This is a genomic window from Pannonibacter phragmitetus, assembly GCF_050510895.1.
Classification (GTDB): Bacteria; Pseudomonadota; Alphaproteobacteria; order Rhizobiales; family Stappiaceae; genus Pannonibacter; species Pannonibacter phragmitetus_B.
On record NZ_JBNINT010000001.1, the window covers coordinates 1,400,679 to 1,418,222 of the forward strand.

17 protein-coding genes and 2 pseudogenes are annotated in these 17,544 nt (G+C 62.9%); 12 read left to right on the plus strand and 7 right to left on the minus strand.

Going from position 1 to position 17,544, the window contains the following annotated elements; translation table 11 throughout:
* The first annotated feature begins 6 nt into the window (after nt 1-6).
* The 3 genes from ACQB61_RS06575 to ACQB61_RS06585 all read left to right on the plus strand — a co-directional run bounded on the left by ACQB61_RS06575 (nt 7) and on the right by ACQB61_RS06585 (nt 2,715).
* Nucleotides 7-708 carry a GntR family transcriptional regulator gene (locus ACQB61_RS06575; RefSeq protein ID WP_430511980.1) on the plus strand — a complete coding sequence of 234 codons (702 nt, stop codon included), beginning with the start codon at nt 7-9 and terminating at the stop codon, nt 706-708.
* 7 nt (nt 709-715) lie between these two features.
* Nucleotides 716-1,828 (plus strand): Gfo/Idh/MocA family protein, encoded by a 1,113-nt coding sequence (locus ACQB61_RS06580; RefSeq protein ID WP_430514314.1) that lies wholly within the window; start codon nt 716-718, stop codon nt 1,826-1,828.
* Between the two features lie 452 nt (nt 1,829-2,280).
* On the plus strand, nt 2,281-2,715 hold the full coding sequence (locus ACQB61_RS06585) for an RbsD/FucU family protein (RefSeq protein ID WP_430511981.1): 435 nt from the start codon (nt 2,281-2,283) through the stop codon (nt 2,713-2,715).
* 13 nt (nt 2,716-2,728) lie between these two features.
* Here ACQB61_RS06585 and ACQB61_RS06590 read toward each other — a convergent pair whose 3' ends face one another.
* Complete coding sequence (locus ACQB61_RS06590) at nt 2,729-3,493, minus strand: IclR family transcriptional regulator (protein ID WP_430511982.1); 765 nt, start codon at nt 3,491-3,493, stop codon at nt 2,729-2,731.
* A 182-nt stretch (nt 3,494-3,675) separates the two neighbouring features.
* On the opposite strand from ACQB61_RS06590, the gene ACQB61_RS06595 reads away from it, so the two are divergent.
* The 9 genes and pseudogenes from ACQB61_RS06595 to ACQB61_RS06635 all read left to right on the plus strand — a co-directional run.
* The gene (locus ACQB61_RS06595) at nt 3,676-4,413 is read left to right on the plus strand and encodes an SDR family oxidoreductase (protein ID WP_430511983.1); all 738 of its coding nucleotides are present in this window, start codon (nt 3,676-3,678) and stop codon (nt 4,411-4,413) included.
* A gap of 56 nt (nt 4,414-4,469) precedes the next feature.
* Nucleotides 4,470-5,330 (plus strand): amidohydrolase family protein, encoded by an 861-nt coding sequence (locus ACQB61_RS06600; protein WP_430511984.1) that lies wholly within the window; start codon nt 4,470-4,472, stop codon nt 5,328-5,330.
* Complete coding sequence (locus ACQB61_RS06605; RefSeq protein ID WP_430511985.1) at nt 5,327-6,847, plus strand: sugar ABC transporter ATP-binding protein; 1,521 nt, start codon at nt 5,327-5,329, stop codon at nt 6,845-6,847. Before ACQB61_RS06600 ends, ACQB61_RS06605 begins: the two co-directional genes overlap by 4 nt.
* Nucleotides 6,844-7,851, plus strand: a complete 1,008-nt coding sequence (locus tag ACQB61_RS06610; RefSeq protein WP_430511986.1) for an ABC transporter permease — start codon at nt 6,844-6,846, stop codon at nt 7,849-7,851. Before ACQB61_RS06605 ends, ACQB61_RS06610 begins: the two co-directional genes overlap by 4 nt.
* A 64-nt stretch (nt 7,852-7,915) precedes the next feature.
* Nucleotides 7,916-8,860 carry an ABC transporter substrate-binding protein gene (locus ACQB61_RS06615; protein WP_430511987.1) on the plus strand — a complete coding sequence of 315 codons (945 nt, stop codon included), beginning with the start codon at nt 7,916-7,918 and terminating at the stop codon, nt 8,858-8,860.
* A gap of 131 nt (nt 8,861-8,991) precedes the next feature.
* A complete protein-coding gene (locus ACQB61_RS06620) occupies nt 8,992-9,846 on the plus strand; it encodes an ureidoglycolate lyase (RefSeq protein WP_430511988.1) in 855 nt (284 codons plus the stop codon).
* Nucleotides 9,843-11,120 carry an L-fuconate dehydratase gene (locus ACQB61_RS06625; RefSeq protein WP_430511989.1) on the plus strand — a complete coding sequence of 426 codons (1,278 nt, stop codon included), beginning with the start codon at nt 9,843-9,845 and terminating at the stop codon, nt 11,118-11,120. Before ACQB61_RS06620 ends, ACQB61_RS06625 begins: the two co-directional genes overlap by 4 nt.
* On the plus strand, nt 11,120-11,269 hold the full coding sequence (locus tag ACQB61_RS06630; protein WP_430511990.1) for a hypothetical protein: 150 nt from the start codon (nt 11,120-11,122) through the stop codon (nt 11,267-11,269). Before ACQB61_RS06625 ends, ACQB61_RS06630 begins: the two co-directional genes overlap by 1 nt.
* Nucleotides 11,221-11,898 (plus strand): annotated as a pseudogene (locus tag ACQB61_RS06635) (SDR family oxidoreductase); the annotation flags it as partial. The gene ACQB61_RS06630 and the pseudogene ACQB61_RS06635, both read left to right, overlap by 49 nt.
* Before the next feature lie 221 nt (nt 11,899-12,119).
* Here the strand turns inward: ACQB61_RS06635 and aat are convergent.
* From aat to ACQB61_RS06665, 6 genes and pseudogenes are all read right to left on the minus strand, one after another.
* The gene (aat, locus tag ACQB61_RS06640) at nt 12,120-12,782 is read right to left on the minus strand and encodes a leucyl/phenylalanyl-tRNA--protein transferase (protein WP_430511991.1); all 663 of its coding nucleotides are present in this window, start codon (nt 12,780-12,782) and stop codon (nt 12,120-12,122) included.
* A gap of 90 nt (nt 12,783-12,872) precedes the next feature.
* The gene (accC, locus tag ACQB61_RS06645) at nt 12,873-14,219 is read right to left on the minus strand and encodes an acetyl-CoA carboxylase biotin carboxylase subunit (protein WP_430511992.1); all 1,347 of its coding nucleotides are present in this window, start codon (nt 14,217-14,219) and stop codon (nt 12,873-12,875) included.
* Between the two features lie 10 nt (nt 14,220-14,229).
* A pseudogene (gene accB / locus ACQB61_RS06650) lies at nt 14,230-14,699 on the minus strand (acetyl-CoA carboxylase biotin carboxyl carrier protein).
* Nucleotides 14,700-14,722: 23 nt separating this feature from the next.
* Complete coding sequence (gene aroQ, locus ACQB61_RS06655; RefSeq protein WP_430511993.1) at nt 14,723-15,166, minus strand: type II 3-dehydroquinate dehydratase; 444 nt, start codon at nt 15,164-15,166, stop codon at nt 14,723-14,725.
* A gap of 138 nt (nt 15,167-15,304) precedes the next feature.
* On the minus strand, nt 15,305-16,072 hold the full coding sequence (locus tag ACQB61_RS06660; protein ID WP_430511994.1) for a DsbA family protein: 768 nt from the start codon (nt 16,070-16,072) through the stop codon (nt 15,305-15,307).
* Between the two features lie 54 nt (nt 16,073-16,126).
* On the minus strand, nt 16,127-17,398 hold the full coding sequence (locus tag ACQB61_RS06665; RefSeq protein WP_430511995.1) for a M48 family metalloprotease: 1,272 nt from the start codon (nt 17,396-17,398) through the stop codon (nt 16,127-16,129).
* Nucleotides 17,399-17,544 lie beyond the last annotated feature (146 nt).

Genomic DNA, 17,544 nt, shown 5'->3' on the forward strand with positions numbered 1-17,544 from the left:
AACGCGATGACACAGAGCAAGGGCAGCCTTCCGATCTACATGCAGATTGCTGAATTGCTGGTGCGCGACATAGCCGCCGGACGGCTGATCGACGGCATGCGCCTGCCGCCCGAACGGGACATGGCGGCGGAGATGGGGATCGCTGTCGGCACCCTGCGCAAGGCCTTGGCGGAATTGCAGAATCGCGGGCTTCTGGAACGCGTTCAGGGCTCTGGAAATTACGTCCGCGCGGTGAGTGATCCGAAGAGTCTCTATGCCATGTTCCGGCTGGAGCTGATCAAGGGGGGCTTGCCGACGGCGGAGGTGCTGTCCGTGGACCGGCTGGCAAAGCCGGATTACCTGCCGCCTTTCGGACAGGGCGAAGAGGGGCATCGCATCCGCCGCCTGCGGCGTCTTTCGGGGCAGATTGCAGCTGTGGAGGAGATCTGGCTCGACGGCTCCTACGTGCAGCATGTGACGGCGCAAGAGCTGTCAGAGTCGCTCTATCTCTTCTACCGCACCCGGCTCGGCCTGTGGATTGTCAAGGCCGAGGATCAGGTGGGGCTGGACCATGTGCCGGACTGGGCGCCTGCCAATTTCGGCCTCGCGCCGGGTGCACCGGTGCCGCACATCCTTCGCATCAGTCATGGACAGGACGGGCAGCGGGCGGAGGTTTCCCGCACCTGGTTCGATCATAACGTGGCGCGCTACGTGGCGCGTCTCAAATAGGGGAAGCATCTTGGATCTGACGTATGGAATCATCGGCTGCGGCATGATGGGGCAGGAGCACCTGCGCAACATTGCCCTGCTGGAGGGGGCGTCTGTCGCAGCAATCTACGAGCCCGATGCAGACATGCGTGCCCGCGCTGCCGCAGCTGTGCCCGGTGCCCGAATGGTGGCGTCCGTTGCGGATCTTCTGGATGTGCCGGAGATCAACTGCCTGCTGATCGCAAGCCCCAACTTCCTGCATCTCAGCCAGCTTGAGGAAATCGCATCCGTCCGGCCGCTGCCGGTGATCGTGGAAAAGCCGCTGTTCACTGCCCCGGAAGATGCCCCGCGCCTTGCTGCGCTGCGGGCTGCCTATCCCGCGCCGATTTGGGTGGCGATGGAATACCGCTACATGCCGCCGGTCGCAAAGATGATCGAGGAAGCGGACAGGGTGACCGGCGGCATCCGCATGCTGACCATCCGCGAGCACCGCTTTCCGTTCCTGGAGAAGGTCGGCGACTGGAACCGCTTCAACCGCAACACCGGTGGCACGCTGGTGGAAAAATGCTGCCACTTCTTCGATCTGATGCGCCACATCCTCAAGTCCGATCCGGTGCGGGTGATGGCCTCCGGCGGGCAGGCGGTGAACCATCTGAACGAGGTTTATGCAGGCGAGCGATCCGACATCTGGGACCATGCCTATGTGATCGTGGATTTCGCCTCCGGCGCCCGCGCCATGCTGGAGCTTTGCATGTTTGCGGAAGGCTCGCGCTATCAGGAGGAGATTTCCGCCGTCGGGCCGAAGGGCAAGATCGAATGCCTCGTTCCGGGGCCGGGCCGCTTCTGGCCGGAGCATCTGGGCGAACCGCCGGTGCCGCAGGTCATCGTTTCGCCGCGCCAGCCGCAAGGGCCTGTGGTGCTTGAAGTGCCGGTCGATCCGCAACTGCTGGATGCCGGTGACCACAATGGTTCCACCTTCTACCAGCACCAGCGCTTCCAGAAGGCGGTCACCGCCGGTGCGCCGGTTGAAGTGGCGCTGAATGATGGCTGGTGGGCGGTCGCCATGGGCCTCGCCGCCCAGCAATCCGCCATGACCGGCAAGGCCGTGGACATCGCAAGCCTGGCATACACGCCGGGGTGAGAGGAGGCGCGATGCATTGTTTCTGGAATGCAGAGATGATGCAGCGCTGCCCGGCAGGAAGACACTTACACCGCGCCGTCCCCGCCTTGTGCGGGGACCTGCCAGGGACGTTGGGCCTTGCGGCTTTCCCGGCGGTCGCCCTGGCCCCCAATCCATGGAATCCGCCGGGGCCTATTCGTTCGCAGAGTGGTAAGGCTGATGCACAGCGGTGAGACATGCCGCCCAGACTTTGCCGCGCCGCTCCGGACAGCAACCTCTCTCTGCACGTGAGTGGACCCCGGGGCTGCGCTGCGCTTCGCCCGGGGTGACGGCTGTGAGTGGGGCAGCGCTCTGCCCCATCGGCGCCATCCAATCCGCTCCCCCGTTGACCTCATCCCTCAGCCCGCTAATCTGCCGCCCGCCCGCGCAGCTGTTTAGAGATTCCAATTCTGCGGGCAGGGAGGATTTCCGTCATGCTCAAGGGCATTCATCCGCTCATCAGCCCGGAACTACTGATGGTTCTGGCCGCCATGGGGCATGGGGACGAGATTGCGATCGTCGATGCCAATTTTCCGGCTGAATCGACCGCCCGCCACACAGTGCATGGGGTGCCGCTGCGCATGGATTGTCCGGCGGTGACGGCGGTGGAAGCCATTCTCACCCTTCTGCCAGTGGATACATTCGACGGCGATCCGGTCTTCACTATGCAGGTGGTGGGCGATGCCGCGGCCATTCCGCCCGTCGTGGCCGAGGCAAAGCCCCTGTTCGATGCGGAAAAGGCATCCATGGCCTCGCTGGAGCGCTACGACTTCTACGCCCGCGCCAAGAGCTGTTACGCGGTGGTTCTGACGACCGAACTGCGCGCCTATGGCAATTTCATTATCCGCAAGGGCGTGATCTTCGGGTGAAATCAAGTCCGGGTCAGGCGAGGGAGAGTTCCCCCGCAAGCCCCTTCAACCTGTCCAGAACCTCGCTGATGCTGGCGCAAGGCGCGTTGGCGGGGCGGCCGAGATAGGGGCAGGTCAGGACGGCGATGGCGTCGCCGTCCGGAGCCAGGACGGGCACGGAAATGTCCTGCACGCCCAGAAGCTGGCCGCTTTCGGCGATACGGTAACCGGCCGCCCGCACCTGTTCGAGTTCCTCTTCCACTTCATGCAGGCGTGCTGTCTGGGCGCTGCTGCCCCAGGTGGCCAGCGTTTCGGCCCGCCGCTCCGGGTTCTGGAAGGCCAGCAGGACGAGGCCTGAGCCCGTTTCCAGAAGATCAAGCCTTGCGCCGGTGCGCACGCGGAACTCCCAGCTGTCCATGGGACTTGCCTGCGCCACGACAACGGCAGCGGCGCGCTCCGGAACGGCGAGATGGCAGGACTGGCGGCTGTCGCGGGCAAACACGTCCAGCTTCGGCGTTGCCTGCGCCACGAGGCGGCGCACAGGCGGGTGGCGGTTGGCCAGCACAAACAGCTTCATCGACAGGGCGTAGCGGTCGCCGCCAAAGGAACGCACCACATAGTCGCGTGCCACCAGCCGCTCCAGCATGCGGTAAATTTCCGAGGGGCTGCGGCCCATGGCCTTGACGATCTCGGCCCGGGTCATGCCGGCCGATTGTTCCGACAGAAGTTCGAGAATATCGAGCCCTTTGTCCAGTGCGGGAGCGCGATAGCGCTCTGTGCCGCTCTCTGAATCGCTCATGGTTCTGTCCTCCCGGTCCCCGCCCAAGTTTCAGGCGGGGTGCTTCGTTCCTTTGATCTGTAGTGTTGCATATCAGTTTATTTGTGAATAGGGTGTTCGTATATGAACAGCCGCCAGCAAGAGCGGCTGGTGGAGGAAAGGCCGGTGGCCCTGGGGTGGAACCGGTATCCGGGAGGACTGCGATGCGCCTTGCAGGCAAGACTATTCTCGTGACGGCAGCCGGTCAGGGCATGGGCCGAGCGTCGGCTGTAGCTTTGGCCGCAGAAGGCGCCCGTGTGATTGCCACGGACCGTGACGCCTCGCTGCTGACGGGCCTCTCCGGCCTTGAAACGATGAAGCTGGACGTGACGGACCGGACCGCCATTGATGCGCTGGCGCGGGAAGTTGGTCCGCTGGATGGGCTCTTCAACTGCGCGGGCATGGTGCACAACGGCGCAGTGCTCGACATTACGGACGAGGACTGGGAACAGGCACTGGCGGTCAATGTAACCTCCATGATGCGCATGATCCGGGCTTTCCTGCCGGGGATGCTGGAACGAGCGGGCGAAACCGGATCAGCATCCATTCTCAACATGGCTTCGATGGCCTCTTCCATCAAGGGATTTGTCAACCGTACCGCCTATGGCACCACCAAGGCGGCGGTGATTGGTCTGACCAAGGCTGTGGCAGCCGATTATGTGAAGCAGGGCATCCGCTGCAATGCCCTGTGTCCCGGCACGGTGGACACGCCTTCGCTGCGTGGCCGTATCGCCTCTGCTGCCGATCCTGTGCAGGCTGAAAAGGACTTCATCGCCCGCCAGCCCATGGGGCGTCTTGCTGCGGTGGACGATATCACGCCGCTGGTGCTCTATCTTCTGAGTGACGAAAGCCGTTTCATGACTGGCCAGGCCGTGCTGGTGGACGGCGGCGTTACGATCTGAGTCTCGCGGGCCAGTTTGAGGCCCGCAGCCATCACACGCGGACGGGAGGCCGCCGGATGGAACGAATTGATGCTCACTGCCATTTCTGGCGCCCGGCACGGGGAGACTATGGCTGGCTGGAGGAGGGCGGTCCTGCCCTTGCGCCGCTGCGCCGTGACTTTCTGCCTGCTGATCTTGCAGCGCTGAACGGTGGCCGCCGCGTTGTCGTGGTGCAGGCTGCGCCCTCCGAAGCGGAAACCCTGTTCCTGCTGGATCTTGCAAAGGACGCGCCGCAGATTGCCGGCGTCGTCGGCTGGGTGGATCTGACCGATCCGCTGGCGGAAGACCGGCTGGCACGTATGGCAGCGGACAAACGCCTCAAGGGCATCCGCCCGATGCTTCAGGACATTGCCGATCCGGACTGGATCCTGACCGCGCCCGAGACATCGGTGATCGAGGCAATGGTTCGCCTTGGCCTGCGCTTCGATGCACTGGTGATGGAACCGCAGCTTGCCGCCATCACTCGTTTCGCTGCTGCTCATCCTGGTCTTCCGCTGGTCATCGATCATGCTGCCAAGCCAACGGTGGCGGAGGGACTGAGCAGCCATTGGAAGAAGCACATGAAGGGGCTGGCGGCGGACACGCGCATCGTCTGCAAGCTGTCCGGGCTCCTGACCGAAGTCCGCCCGTCCTGCCCGCAGGATGTGGATGCCGCTGCTGCCCTGTTGAAGCCTGTGATGGATCACTTGCTGGAGTGGTTTGGTCCGCAGCGGCTGATGTGGGGCTCTGACTGGCCGGTGGTGACGCTGGCTGGCTCGCACGGCTTCTGGGAAGAGGTAACGGAGCGGCTGACGGGCGGCCTTTCGGCTGATGAGCGTGCTGCCCTGCTCGGCGGCACCGCCACCCGGTTCTACGGGCTCGGGGAGGGGCGCGCATGAAGATCCTCGTGGAAATGCAGCGCATCGAAAAGCGGTTTCCTGGCGTCCATGCCCTGAAAAGCGTGAGCTTCGACCTTCAGGAGGGCGAGGTTCACGCGCTGATGGGCGAGAACGGCGCTGGCAAATCGACACTCATGAAGATCCTTTCCGGCGTCTATCATCCGGATTCGGGCCGCATTCTGGTTGAGGGCCGGGAAGTGACCCTGCCCAGCCCCCGCGCTGCGCAGGATCAGGGCATTGGCATCATCCATCAAGAACTCGCCCTGATGAAGGATCTGACGGTTGCGCAGAACATCTTCATTGGCCGCGAGCCGCGCCTGTCCTTTGGCCGGGTCGATGACGCGAAGATGATCCGCGATGCGGAGGCGCTGTTTCGCACGCTCAACATCACCATTGATCCGCGCCGCAAGGTTGAGGGTCTGTCCATCGCCCGCCAGCAGATGGTGGAGATCGCCAAGGCCCTGTCTGCGCGTTCCCGCGTGCTGATCATGGACGAGCCGACGGCGGCGCTCACCGATGGCGAGATCAACGAGCTTTTCGCGATGATTGCCCGGCTGAAGGCCGATGGCGTGGGCGTCGTCTATATCAGCCACAAGATGGACGAGATCCGCCGCATCTCCGACCGTGTAACGGTGATGCGTGACGGCGAGTATGTGGGCACGGTGGGTGCAAAGGAAACGCCAATCTCGCAGATCATCTCCATGATGGTCGGGCGCACGCTGACAGAAGAAGCGGTCTCTATCCCCGATCTGTCCGGAGCTGAGGTGGCTCTCGATGTGAAGGGACTGAACCGGGGCCGCGAGATCCGCGATGTCAGTTTCTCGTTGAAAAAGGGCGAGGTGCTGGGCTTCGCCGGTCTCATGGGAGCCGGGCGCACGGAAGTTGCCCGCGCCATTTTTGGTGCAGATCCGCGTGACAGCGGCGAGATCACTGTGCATGGCCGCAAGGTGGAGATCCGCTCGCCGGTGGACGCGGTGCGCGCCGGGATTGGCTATCTGTCCGAAGACCGCAAGCATTTCGGCCTCGCCCTTGGCATGGACGTCGCCGACAACGTGGCGCTGGCCAGCATGCACCGCTTTACCGGTGGAGCCGGGCAGCTCAATGACGAAGCCATGCGCAAGACGGCGCGGGAATTCATCAAGAGCCTTGGTATCCGCACCCCGTCCGAGCGGCAGGAGGTGCGGCTTCTGTCCGGCGGCAACCAGCAAAAGGTCGTCATCGCCAAATGGCTGTTGCGCAACTGCGATATCCTGATTTTCGATGAGCCGACACGCGGCATTGATATCGGCGCCAAGTCGGAGATCTACAAGCTGCTGGCGGACCTTGCTGCGGAGGGCAAGGCGATCATCGTCATCAGCTCGGAACTGCCGGAGATCCTGCGTGTGTCACACCGCATTGCCGTGATGTGCGAAGGCCGGCTGACCGGCACGCTGCCCGGCGGGGCTGGCACAACCCAGGAAGACATCATGCACCTTGCCACTGCCCGGCAAGCCACGCGTCAGGAGGAACCCGCGTGACAGCACAAGACAAGTCCAAGGCCGCAGCGGGGGCTAGCTTCGTGCAGCAATCCGCATCCGCCCAGCAGAAGCTTCTGGCATTTGCCAGCCTGATCATTCTCGTCATCGGCTTCAGTCTTGCCTCGCCGAATTTCTTTCAGGTGAGCAACATCATGGCCATTCTGCAGGCTACGTCTGTCAACGGCGTGCTGGCTGTCGCAGCAACGGTCATCATCCTGACGGGTGGAATCGATTTGTCCATCGGCACTCTTATGACCTTCTGTGCCGTTGTCACCGGCGTGGTGCTGACCTGGGCAGGCATGCCGCTGCCTCTGGGCATTCTCGCGGCCATCGGCACGGGCGCGCTTTGTGGTCTGGCTTCGGGCACATTCGTGGCGCAGATGAAGATCCCGCCCTTCATTGCCACCCTGGGCATGATGCTGATGCTGAAGGGCCTGTCGCTGATCATCACCGGCGCTCGCCCGATCTATTTCAACGACACGCCGGGCTACACGGATATCTCGCAGGGCTCTCTGTTTGGCGTGGTGATCCCTGCATTGCCGATCCCCAACGGCGTACTTGTGCTTTTTGTGGTGGCGGGCGGCATGGCCTGGGTGTTGTCGCGTACGGTGCTTGGCCGCTACACCTATGCGCTCGGCTCAAACGAGGAGGCGGTGCGCCTGTCCGGCGTCAACACCCGCGCCTGGAAAATGGCTGTTTATGCGCTGGCAGGAGGCATCTGCGGCATTGCAGGCATTCTTATCTCCTCGCGTCTCAACTCGGCGCAGCCGGCTCTCGGCCTTGGCTATGAGCTGGATGCCATCGCCGCCGTCGTCATTGGTGGCACGTCGCTGGCCGGAGGCAGGGGCACTGTGCTTGGCACGCTGATTGGCGCGCTGATCATGGCCGTGCTCACCAATGGCTTGCGCATTCTTTCGGTCGCGCCCGAGTGGCAGACCGTTGTGACCGGCGGGATCATCATCCTTGCCGTCTATGCCGATCAACTGCGGAGGGAGCGCAGCTGAGGTCAGGAAAGAAGAGGGTGGGAACACCCCGTATCTTTGAAACCCTGAAAGTGGAGGAATGGAAATGATTACACGCCGTATGCTGCTGGGCACGCTCAGTGCCGCCGTCCTCGTCGCCTCGGCATCCATGCCGATGGCACAGGAGAAGATGTATATCCCGCTGATTTCCAAGGGCTTCCAGCATCAGTTCTGGCAGGCCGTGAAGGCTGGCGCCGACAAGGCAGCCGCCGAGTTCAACGTGGAAGTGACTTTTGAAGGTCCGGACAACGAGACCATGGTCGACCGGCAGATCGACATGCTGTCCGCCGCCCTTGCCAAGAAGCCCTCTGCCATCGGCTTTGCCGCGCTGGACAGCCAGGCGGCCATCCCGCTGCTGCGGCAGGCGGAAGCTGCCAAGATCCCGGTCATTGCCTTCGACAGCGGCGTAGACAGCTCCATTCCGGTCGCAACGGCTGCCACCGACAACAAGGCAGCGGCCGCCCTTGCGGCCGAGAAGATGGCTGCGCTGATCGGTGACGAGGGCGAGGTTGCGCTGGTGGTGCATGACCAGACCAGCCGCACCGGCATCGACCGCCGCGACGGCTTTGTCGAGTGGATGGCCATGAACAAGCCGAAGATCCAGATCGTTGCCATCGAGTACGGCGGCGGTGACCAGCTCAAGTCCACCGAAATCACAAAGGCCATTTTGCAGGCGAACCCGAACCTGAAGGGCATCTTCGGTGCCAATGAAGGCTCGGCCATTGGCGTCGTCAATGGCGCGCGCGAAATGGGCAAGAAGGTGGTCATCATCGGCTATGACTCGGGCGCTGCCCAGAAGCAGGCGGTCCGCGACGGCCTGATGGCTGGCGCGATCACCCAGAACCCCGTCGGCATCGGCTATGAGACCGTCAAGGCCGCTGTTGCTGCGGCCAAGGGCGAACCGGTGGTGCCGAACATCGACACCGGCTTCTACTACTACGACAAGTCGAACATCGACGCGCCGGAGATTGCTGCCGTTCTCTACGATTGATTTCAAGGCGCTGAGATGCTTGCGCATCACGCCTTGGAAGGCTCAGGCGCCGCACGGGCTTGAGGAGATCCAGCTTTGACATCCGGGGCCGGGCAGACTGCCCGGTCCCATTCTTAACCACGGAGACTGAAATGAAGTTGCTGCGTTACGGCCCGAATGGCCAGGAAAAGCCGGGCCTTCTCGACAAGGATGGCAAGGTGCGTGATCTGTCCGGCGTCATTGATGACGTTGCCGGCAGCCACCTGACGCCGGAAGGCCTTGCGCGTCTTGCCGCCATTGATCCGGCTTCGCTGCCGGTTGTGCCGGGCACCCCGCAGCAGGACCTGCGCCTTGGCGCCTGTGTTGGCCGCGTCGGCAAGTTCATCTGCATCGGTCTCAATTATGCCGATCATGCGGCGGAAACCGGGGCCGACATCCCGAAAGAGCCGGTGGTCTTCAACAAGTGGACCTCGGCCATCTCCGGCCCGGATGATGCCATCGAAATCCCGCGCGGCTCGCAGAAGACCGACTGGGAAGTCGAACTTGGCATCGTTATCGGCAAGGGCGGCAAGTACATCGAGGAAAAAGACGCGCTGGACCATGTGGCCGGCTATTGCGTTGTCAACGATGTGTCCGAACGCGAATTCCAGATCGAGCGCGGCGGCACCTGGGACAAGGGCAAGGGCTGCGATACGTTTGGTCCTATCGGTCCCTGGCTGGTAACCCGCGACGAAGTCGCCGATACGGGCAACCTGCACATGTGGCTGGAGGTCGATGGCAAGCGCTATCAGGACGGCTCTACCGCAACGATGATCTTCGGCGTCGCCCATATCGTTTCCTACCTCAGCCGCTTTATGTCGCTGCAGCCGGGTGATGTCATCTCCACCGGCACGCCTCCCGGCGTTGGCCTTGGCCAGAAGCCGCCGGTGTTCCTCAAGGGCGGCGAAACCATCCGCCTCGGCATCGCGGGCCTCGGCGAGCAGACCCAGAAGGTGGTGCGGGCATGACAAGGATCACCGGGCTGCGCACAGCGGACCTGCGTTTCCCCACGAGCCAGCATCTCGACGGCTCGGATGCGATGAACCCGGATCCGGACTACTCGGCAGCCTATGTGGTGCTGGAGACCGATGGCCCCCACGAGGGCCACGGTCTGACCTTCACCATCGGGCGCGGCAACGAGATCTGCGTTGCCGCCATTGAGGCACTGCGTCCGCTGGTCGTAGGGCTCGATATGGCCTGGGTTGCCGAAGACATGGGCCGCTTCTGGCGGCACATCACTTCCGACAGCCAGCTGCGCTGGATCGGTCCCGACAAGGGCGCGATCCATCTGGCAACTGGTGCCGTCGTCAACGCGGTCTGGGACCTGTGGGCCAAGATCGAGGGCAAGCCGGTCTGGGCGCTGGTGGCAGACATGAGCCCGGAAGAGCTGGTGCGCTGCATCGACTTCCGCTACCTCACGGATTGCATCACGCCGGAATGGGCACTTGAGTTCCTGACGAAGCAGGCGGAAGGCAAGGCGGAGCGGCGGGCCAAGCTCGAAGCCACCGGCTATCCCTGCTACACCACCTCGGCCGGATGGCTCGGCTATGACGACGACAAGCTGCGGCGCCTGTGCCGTGAGGCGGTCGATGCCGGCTTCCGCCACATCAAGATGAAGGTGGGCCGCGACCTGGCCGACGACATCCGCCGTCTGACGATTGCCCGCGAAACGGTCGGCCCGGACATCAACCTGATGATCGATGCCAACCAGGTGTGGGAAGTCGATCAGGCGATCGATTGGGTGAAGCAGCTTGCCTTTGCCCGCCCGTGGTTCATCGAGGAGCCGACCAGCCCTGATGACATTGAAGGCCACCGCAAGATCCGCGAAGCCGTTGCCCCGATGCAAGTGGCCACCGGCGAGATGTGCCAGAACCGCATCATCTTCAAGCAGCTGATCATGCGCGGCGCCATCGACGTGGTGCAGATCGACAGCTGCCGCCTGGGCGGCGTCAACGAGATCCTCGCGGTGATGTTGATGGCGGCCAAGCACGGCCTCAAGGTTTGTCCGCATGCGGGCGGCGTGGGGCTCTGCGAATATGTGCAGCATCTGTCGATGATCGACTATCTGTGTATTGCAGGCACCTATGAGGGCCGGGTGATCGAATATGTGGATCACCTGCACGAGCATTTCGTCGAGCCCTGCCTCATTCGTGATGCAGCCTACATGCCGCCGCAGATGCCGGGCTTCTCCATCGAAATGAAACCGGCCTCCATCGCGGCCTACCGGTTCGGAGCAAACTGATGGATCTGGGGCTCAAGGACAAGGTCATCATCGTCACGGGCGGGGCTTCGGGCATCGGGGCAGCCGTGACCGAAATTCTCGCCGAGGAGGGGCCGTTCCGGTCATCGCCACGCGGCGGGAACCGGAGGCGGCGTTCATGGCGCGGATAACCGCCCTGTCGCCTCAGGCGTCTTTCATTCAGGCGGAGCTGTCGCGCGATGAGGATTGCGCGGCGGTGATCTCAACCTGCCGGGTGCGCTATGGCCGAATCGACGGGCTGGTCAACAATGCCGGTGCCAATGACAGCGTCGGCCTTGATGCCGGGCCGGAAGCCTTCCGCGCTTCGCTCGACCGCAATCTGGTGCATTACTACACGCTGATGCACCACGCTCTGGCCGACCTCAAGGCCTCGAAAGGGGCCGTGGTCAATGTCTCGTCCAAGACGGCGGTGACGGGGCAGGGGAACACTTCAGCCTATGTGGCCGCCAAGGCGGCGCAGCTGGGTCTGACGCGGGAATGGGCGGCGGAGCTTGCCAAGGACGGGGTGCGGGTCAATGCCGTGCTGCCGGCCGAGGTGATGACACCGCTCTATGAGAACTGGCTGAAGTCCTTCCCGGACCCGGAGGAGCGGCTTGCGGAGATCGAAGGCCGTATTCCCTTCGGCGCCCGCATGACGACACCGCGGGAGCTGGCGGACACAGTCGTCTTCCTGCTGTCGTCCCGCTCGTCCCACACGACCGGCCAGTGGGTCTTCCCCGACGGTGGCTACACCCACCTCGACCGCGCTCTGCGCGGCTGAGGGGACAGGAGCGTTGAAAATAAGAAGCCGGGAACTGGAGAGCAGTTTCCGGCTTCTTATTTCATGAAATTGCGTGACCATTGTGGGGCTGATTATTTTTACGAAAACATCCAATTTCCGTCATGCCATGACGAAGATGGATAGTCTTTCGCAATCTTTGCGCCCCAGTGCCCGCAAACTTGATGGCTCACGCCTTCTGCATCTCTGACCCTTTCGGCCCTTCAAGTACGGCCAGCGCCATTTCGCCGGAGGCATCGGGGGAGGGTGAAGTAGCTCGCGTCACAGCGCATGGCGTCTTCGAGAAGCAGGCTGTAGTCCGCCTTGGGCACTTCGATGGTGCCGAAGCGCTCCAGATGGGTGGTGGTGAACTGGGTGTCGAGCAGGCGGTAACCGCCGGCAATCAGCCGGGCTACCAGATGGGTGAGGCATACTTTGGAGGCGTCGCGCTCGCGGGCGAACATGCTTTCGCCGAAGAAGGCGCCGCCGATGCTCACCCCATAGAGACCGCCCACCAGCTTGCCCTCGCGCCAGGCCTCCACCGTGTGGCAGTGGCCAAGCTCGAAGAGCTCGCCATAGAGGCGGCGGATTTCGGAATTGATCCAGGTGTTGTCGCGGCCCGGTGCCGGTTCTGCGCAACCGCTGATGACGCCTTCAAAATCGCTGTCCACGCGGATTTCGAAATGGTCCGAGCGCACGGTGCGGGCAAGGCGGCGGGGCAGGTGGAAGCCGTCGAGAGGCAGGATTCCGCGTTGCTCTGGTTCGATCCAGAACAGATGCGGGTCATCCGCTGATTCCGACATTGGAAAGATGCCACAGGCATAGGCCTTCAGCAGAAGCTGCGGCGTGATTTCCAGAACGGCGTCGTCGTTGTTCTTGCGTGCCATCCCGAGGCCTGTACCGTCCGGTCTTGCGCCGGATCTGATCAGATGCAGTCTCCGCCCGGCCATGCGGGCGGAGAACTTTTCTGCGGTATCTTACTGCTCCTTGGCAGCCAGATACTTTTCCAGCCAGTGAATGTCATACTGGCCGTTGGCAATGTCCTGATTATCCACCAGATCGCGGAACAGCGGAATGGTGGACTGGATGCCGTCGACGACGAATTCATCCAGGCAGCGGCGCAGGCGCATCATGCATTCCACGCGGTTGCGGCCATGGACGATGAGCTTGCCGATGAGGCTGTCGTAGTGCGGCGGGATCTTGTAGCCCTGATAGACGCCAGAATCGACGCGCACACCGAGGCCGCCGGGCGGGTGGTAGTAGGTGATCGTGCCGGGCGAGGGCGCGAAGGTGCGCGGGTTTTCCGCGTTGATGCGGCATTCGATGGCATGGCCCTCGAACAGCACGTCTTCCTGCCTGAGGCCGAGTGTGCCGCCCGCAGCAATGCGGATCTGCTCGTTCACGAGATCGATGCCGGTGACCATTTCCGTTACCGGATGCTCCACCTGCAGACGGGTGTTCATCTCGATGAAGTAGAACTGGCCATCTTCGTAGAGGAACTCAACCGTGCCGACGCCCCGGTACTTCAGCTTGCGCATGGCATCGGCAACGATCTCGCCGATTTCAGCACGCTGGCTGGCGTTGAGCGCCGGGGAGGGAGCCTCTTCCAGCACCTTCTGGTGACGGCGCTGCAGCGAGCAGTCACGCTCGCCCAGATGAATGGCGTTGCCCTGACCGTCACCCAGAACCTGGATTTCGATGTGGCGCGGCTTGGCCAGATACTTCTCCATGTAGAGAGCATCATCGCCGAAGGCTGCCTTGGCTTCGGAGCGTGCAGTGGAAAGGGCGTTGTCGAGGTCGGCCTCGGTCATTGCCACCTTCATGCCGCGCCCGCCGCCGCCAGCTGCTGCCTTGACGAGAACCGGATAGCCGATCTCGCGGGCGATCGCGTGGGCATCGTCCTTCGGCGTCACGGCACCATCAGAGCCCGGTACCACCGGAATGCCGAGGCGCTTGGCGGTCTGCTTGGCCTCGATCTTGTCCCCCATGATGCGGATATGTTCCGACGTGGGGCCAATGAAGGTGATGTTGTGAGCCTCGAGAATTTCCGCAAAGCGGGCGTTCTCGGACAGGAAGCCGTAGCCCGGATGCACTGCATCGGCGCCGGTGATTTCACAGGCGGCCATAAGGGCAGGGATGTTGAGGTAGCTGTCACGGGCCGGAGCCGGGCCGATGCAGACGCTTTCATCGGCGAGGCGCACGTGCATGGCATCCGCGTCGGCGGTGGAGTGCACCGCCACGGTGGAAATGCCGAGCTCCTTGCAGGCCCGCAGCACCCGGAGGGCAATTTCGCCGCGGTTTGCGATCAGGATCTTGGTGAACATGGGCCGCCCCTTATTCGATGATGAAGAGCGGTTCGCCGTATTCCACCGGCTGCGCGTCGGTGACCAGCACCTGCTTCAGCACGCCGCTGCGCGGAGCGGGATCTGGTTCATGGTCTTCATGGCCTCGACGATCAGAACCGTCTGGCCTTCCTTCACGGCGGCGCCAACTTCCACGAACGGACGGGCACCCGGCTCGGGCGAAAGATAGGCAGTGCCGACCATCGGCGAAGGCACCATGCCCGGGTGCTTTGCAGGCTCTGCCGGAGCTGCCGCAGGGGCCGGGGCCGCAGCTGCGGCCGGGGCAGCGGCAGGAGCCGGAGCATAGTGAGAGGCAACGGAAGCCTGGATCGTCAGCTCGCGGGCAACGCGGATGCGGAAGTCTTTCTGCTCCAGCTCGATCTCGGACAGATTGGTTTCGTCGAGCAGGAGCGCCAGCTCACGGATCAGGTTTTTGTCGAAACCGTTGTTTTCTTTGGTCATCTCAAAGTGCTTTCTGTAGTCGTTCAGGCGCCGAGCTTGTGGGCCAGGGCCTCGATCGCCAGGTCATAGCCCTTGGCGCCGAAGCCGCAGATCACGCCGGCCGCAACCGGTGAGACATAGGAGTGGTGGCGGAAGGCCTCACGTGCATGGACGTTAGAGAGATGGACTTCCACCGTAGGGAGCGCCACGGCACGGATCGCGTCGTGAAGAGCGACGGATGTGTGCGTGTAGGCGGCAGGATTGATGATGATCCCCACAGCGCCGGTGTCGGCAGCTTCATGAATCCAGTCCACCAGCGTTCCTTCGCTGTTGGTCTGGCGGAAGACGATGTCGTAGCCGAGCCGCGCGGCAGTTGCGCGTGCCTGGGCCTCGATATCGGCGAGGGTCGTGCGGCCATAGGTCTCTGGCTCGCGCTTGCCGAGCCGGTTGAGATTGGGGCCGTTCAAAATGAAAAAGGTGGCGGGCATTCCTTCTCCGTCGCCGCGATTTCCGCATCCTTATAGGGATTTGCGTGCGGGAGGAAAAGCCCTGATTGGGGCAGCGCCATGGCCGCCCCCAGGGTCTTTGTGAAATTTACGGAAATGCCGGTGGTCTGACCAATCCGGTCAGCAGCTCGACTTGCCGCATTTGCGCACGGATTCAATGGCGGCCTTCAGCGTGTCATAGCCATAGGCGCCCTTGATCACGGCGTCGCCGATCACGTAGGACGGCGTGCCGGAGATACCGAGCTGGTCTGCCAGTTCATAGACCTCTTCCACATTGGCGCGCACATCGTCCTTGGTGACAGCACGGGCGAGGTCGTCACGGGTAAGTCCCATCGCCTCTGCAACCTTCAGCGTGCTGGCCTGATCGGCCTTGCCGCGCATGCTCAGCATGGCGACGTGGAATTCCCGGTACCTGTCCGGTGCCAGGGCATTCACGGCAATGGCAATCTGTGCGGCCTCAAAGGAGCCCTGACCCAGTACCGGATATTCCTTCAGCACGACGCGCAGGTTCGGGTCTTCATCCAGCAGGCGTTCCATGTCGGCCATGGCACGCTTGCAGTAGCCGCAGTTGTAGTCGAAGAACTCGACCATGGTGACATCACCCTTGGGGTTGCCAAGAACGACCTGATGGCGTGAGTTGAGCAGAATTCCGTCCTTGTCGGACACCATGGCGCTGACGCGGGTGGCCTCTGCTTCCTTGTCACGGCGGTCCAGTTCGACAAGAGCGTCGCGGATGACTTCCGGATTCTGCAGCAGATAGTCCTTCACGATCTGCTCGACCTGCGCCTTGTCGAGGGCGGGGGACTGGGCCGAGGCTGTTACGGGAGCCGTGGTGCCAAGGGCAAGCGCCAGCACGGGCGCAGCGAGACAGCGAAGAAAGCGATTCATACAAAACTCCTGCGCGCGCATGCAGCGCGTGGTGCGGAAACGGATTGCCTCAGCTCAGCGATTCAGGGCTGGCGGCTTGTAGGTCAGGATATCATCTGCCAGGATCCATGCGGGCGTTCCTGGCTTCAAATTCTTTTGAGCACGTGCGGCATATCGTTTCGCCGCCTGGAAGTCACCCGCCATCATCATGCCCTGGGCTGTGGAAACATCCGCCTCTGCCTGCTTGCCCTGGCGTCCTTGCGCGATGGCCAGCTGGCTAAAGGCGATGCCGGAGTTCGGATCGCGCTGGATGCCATTTTTCAGGATGCGTTCCGCCTCTGCCAGGAGCGAGGGATCATTGGCGCCGACCATGGCATAGCCAAGCCAGATCAGGAACTGGCCCTCGTTCGGCCGCAGCTGCACGGCGCGCTGGAAAGAGGGGATGGCCGCCTTTGGGTTGCCCGATTCCAGCAGAGCCTGGCCCTTCAGCTCATAGAAATGCGGGTTGTCCGGCTGCTTGGCGATCAGCGCATCAATGTCCTTCACTGCTGCCTTGCCGCTGCTGCGCATGGCCGCAACCGCGCGCGCGTATTGCGCTGGCAGACTTGTGTCCGAGCGTGGATAGAGCCGGGCGACCGCATTGGGGTGATTGGTGAAGGCGGTCAGCTTGGCCCGCACCATGTCATGTCGCGCCTGAAGGGCAGGTGGGGCAGGCTTGTCGAAATACTTGCTCTTGCGGGCCTGTTCTTCAAGCGAGTTGTAACGCTCGCGCGCCATCGGGTGGCTCTGGGCGTAAGGGTCTGTGTATTTGGCGGAGAAAAGCTGCTGGTCAGCGAAGCGCTCGAAGGTGCGCAGCATTCCCTTGGCACTCTGGCCGGTCATTTCCAGATAGCGCAAAGCGGCCTTGTCGGCAGCCGCCTCTTCGCCGCGCTGATAGGCCAGCAGCGAGCGCTGGCCGATGCCCGGCGCCCCCATGGCAATGGCTGCACCGCCCCCAGCTGCTCCATTGGAATTGCTGGAGACACCGGCAGCCATGGCCCCGGCGCCCAGCACCATACCGACCACGGTCATGATCTGCGCATTGGCAAGGGCGGTGCGCAGGCGCACCAGATGGCGGCCTGCGATATGGCCGGCCTCATGGGCAATCACGCCGATGACCTCTCCCGGAGTTTCGGCTTCGATCAGCACGCCCACATTGATGAACATGCGGCGCGCATCGGGAACGAAGGCGTTGAAGCTGTTCTCGTTGACGAGAATAATCTCAACCTGTCCTTTTGGCAGTCCGGCTGCCTTGAAGATCGGAGCTGCATAATCGCGCAGCAGCTCTTCGGTCTCTGCATCGCGCACGACCGGGATCTTTCGACCCTGGGCCGCCGAGGGGCGGTCAATGATGGCAGTGCAATCGCAGCTGCCATGAACAGGGTACCGGCCTTGCGCAGAACCCGGCCAAGGACAGGAGCGGCCATCCCGCCACTGCCGGGTTCTTGAACGGT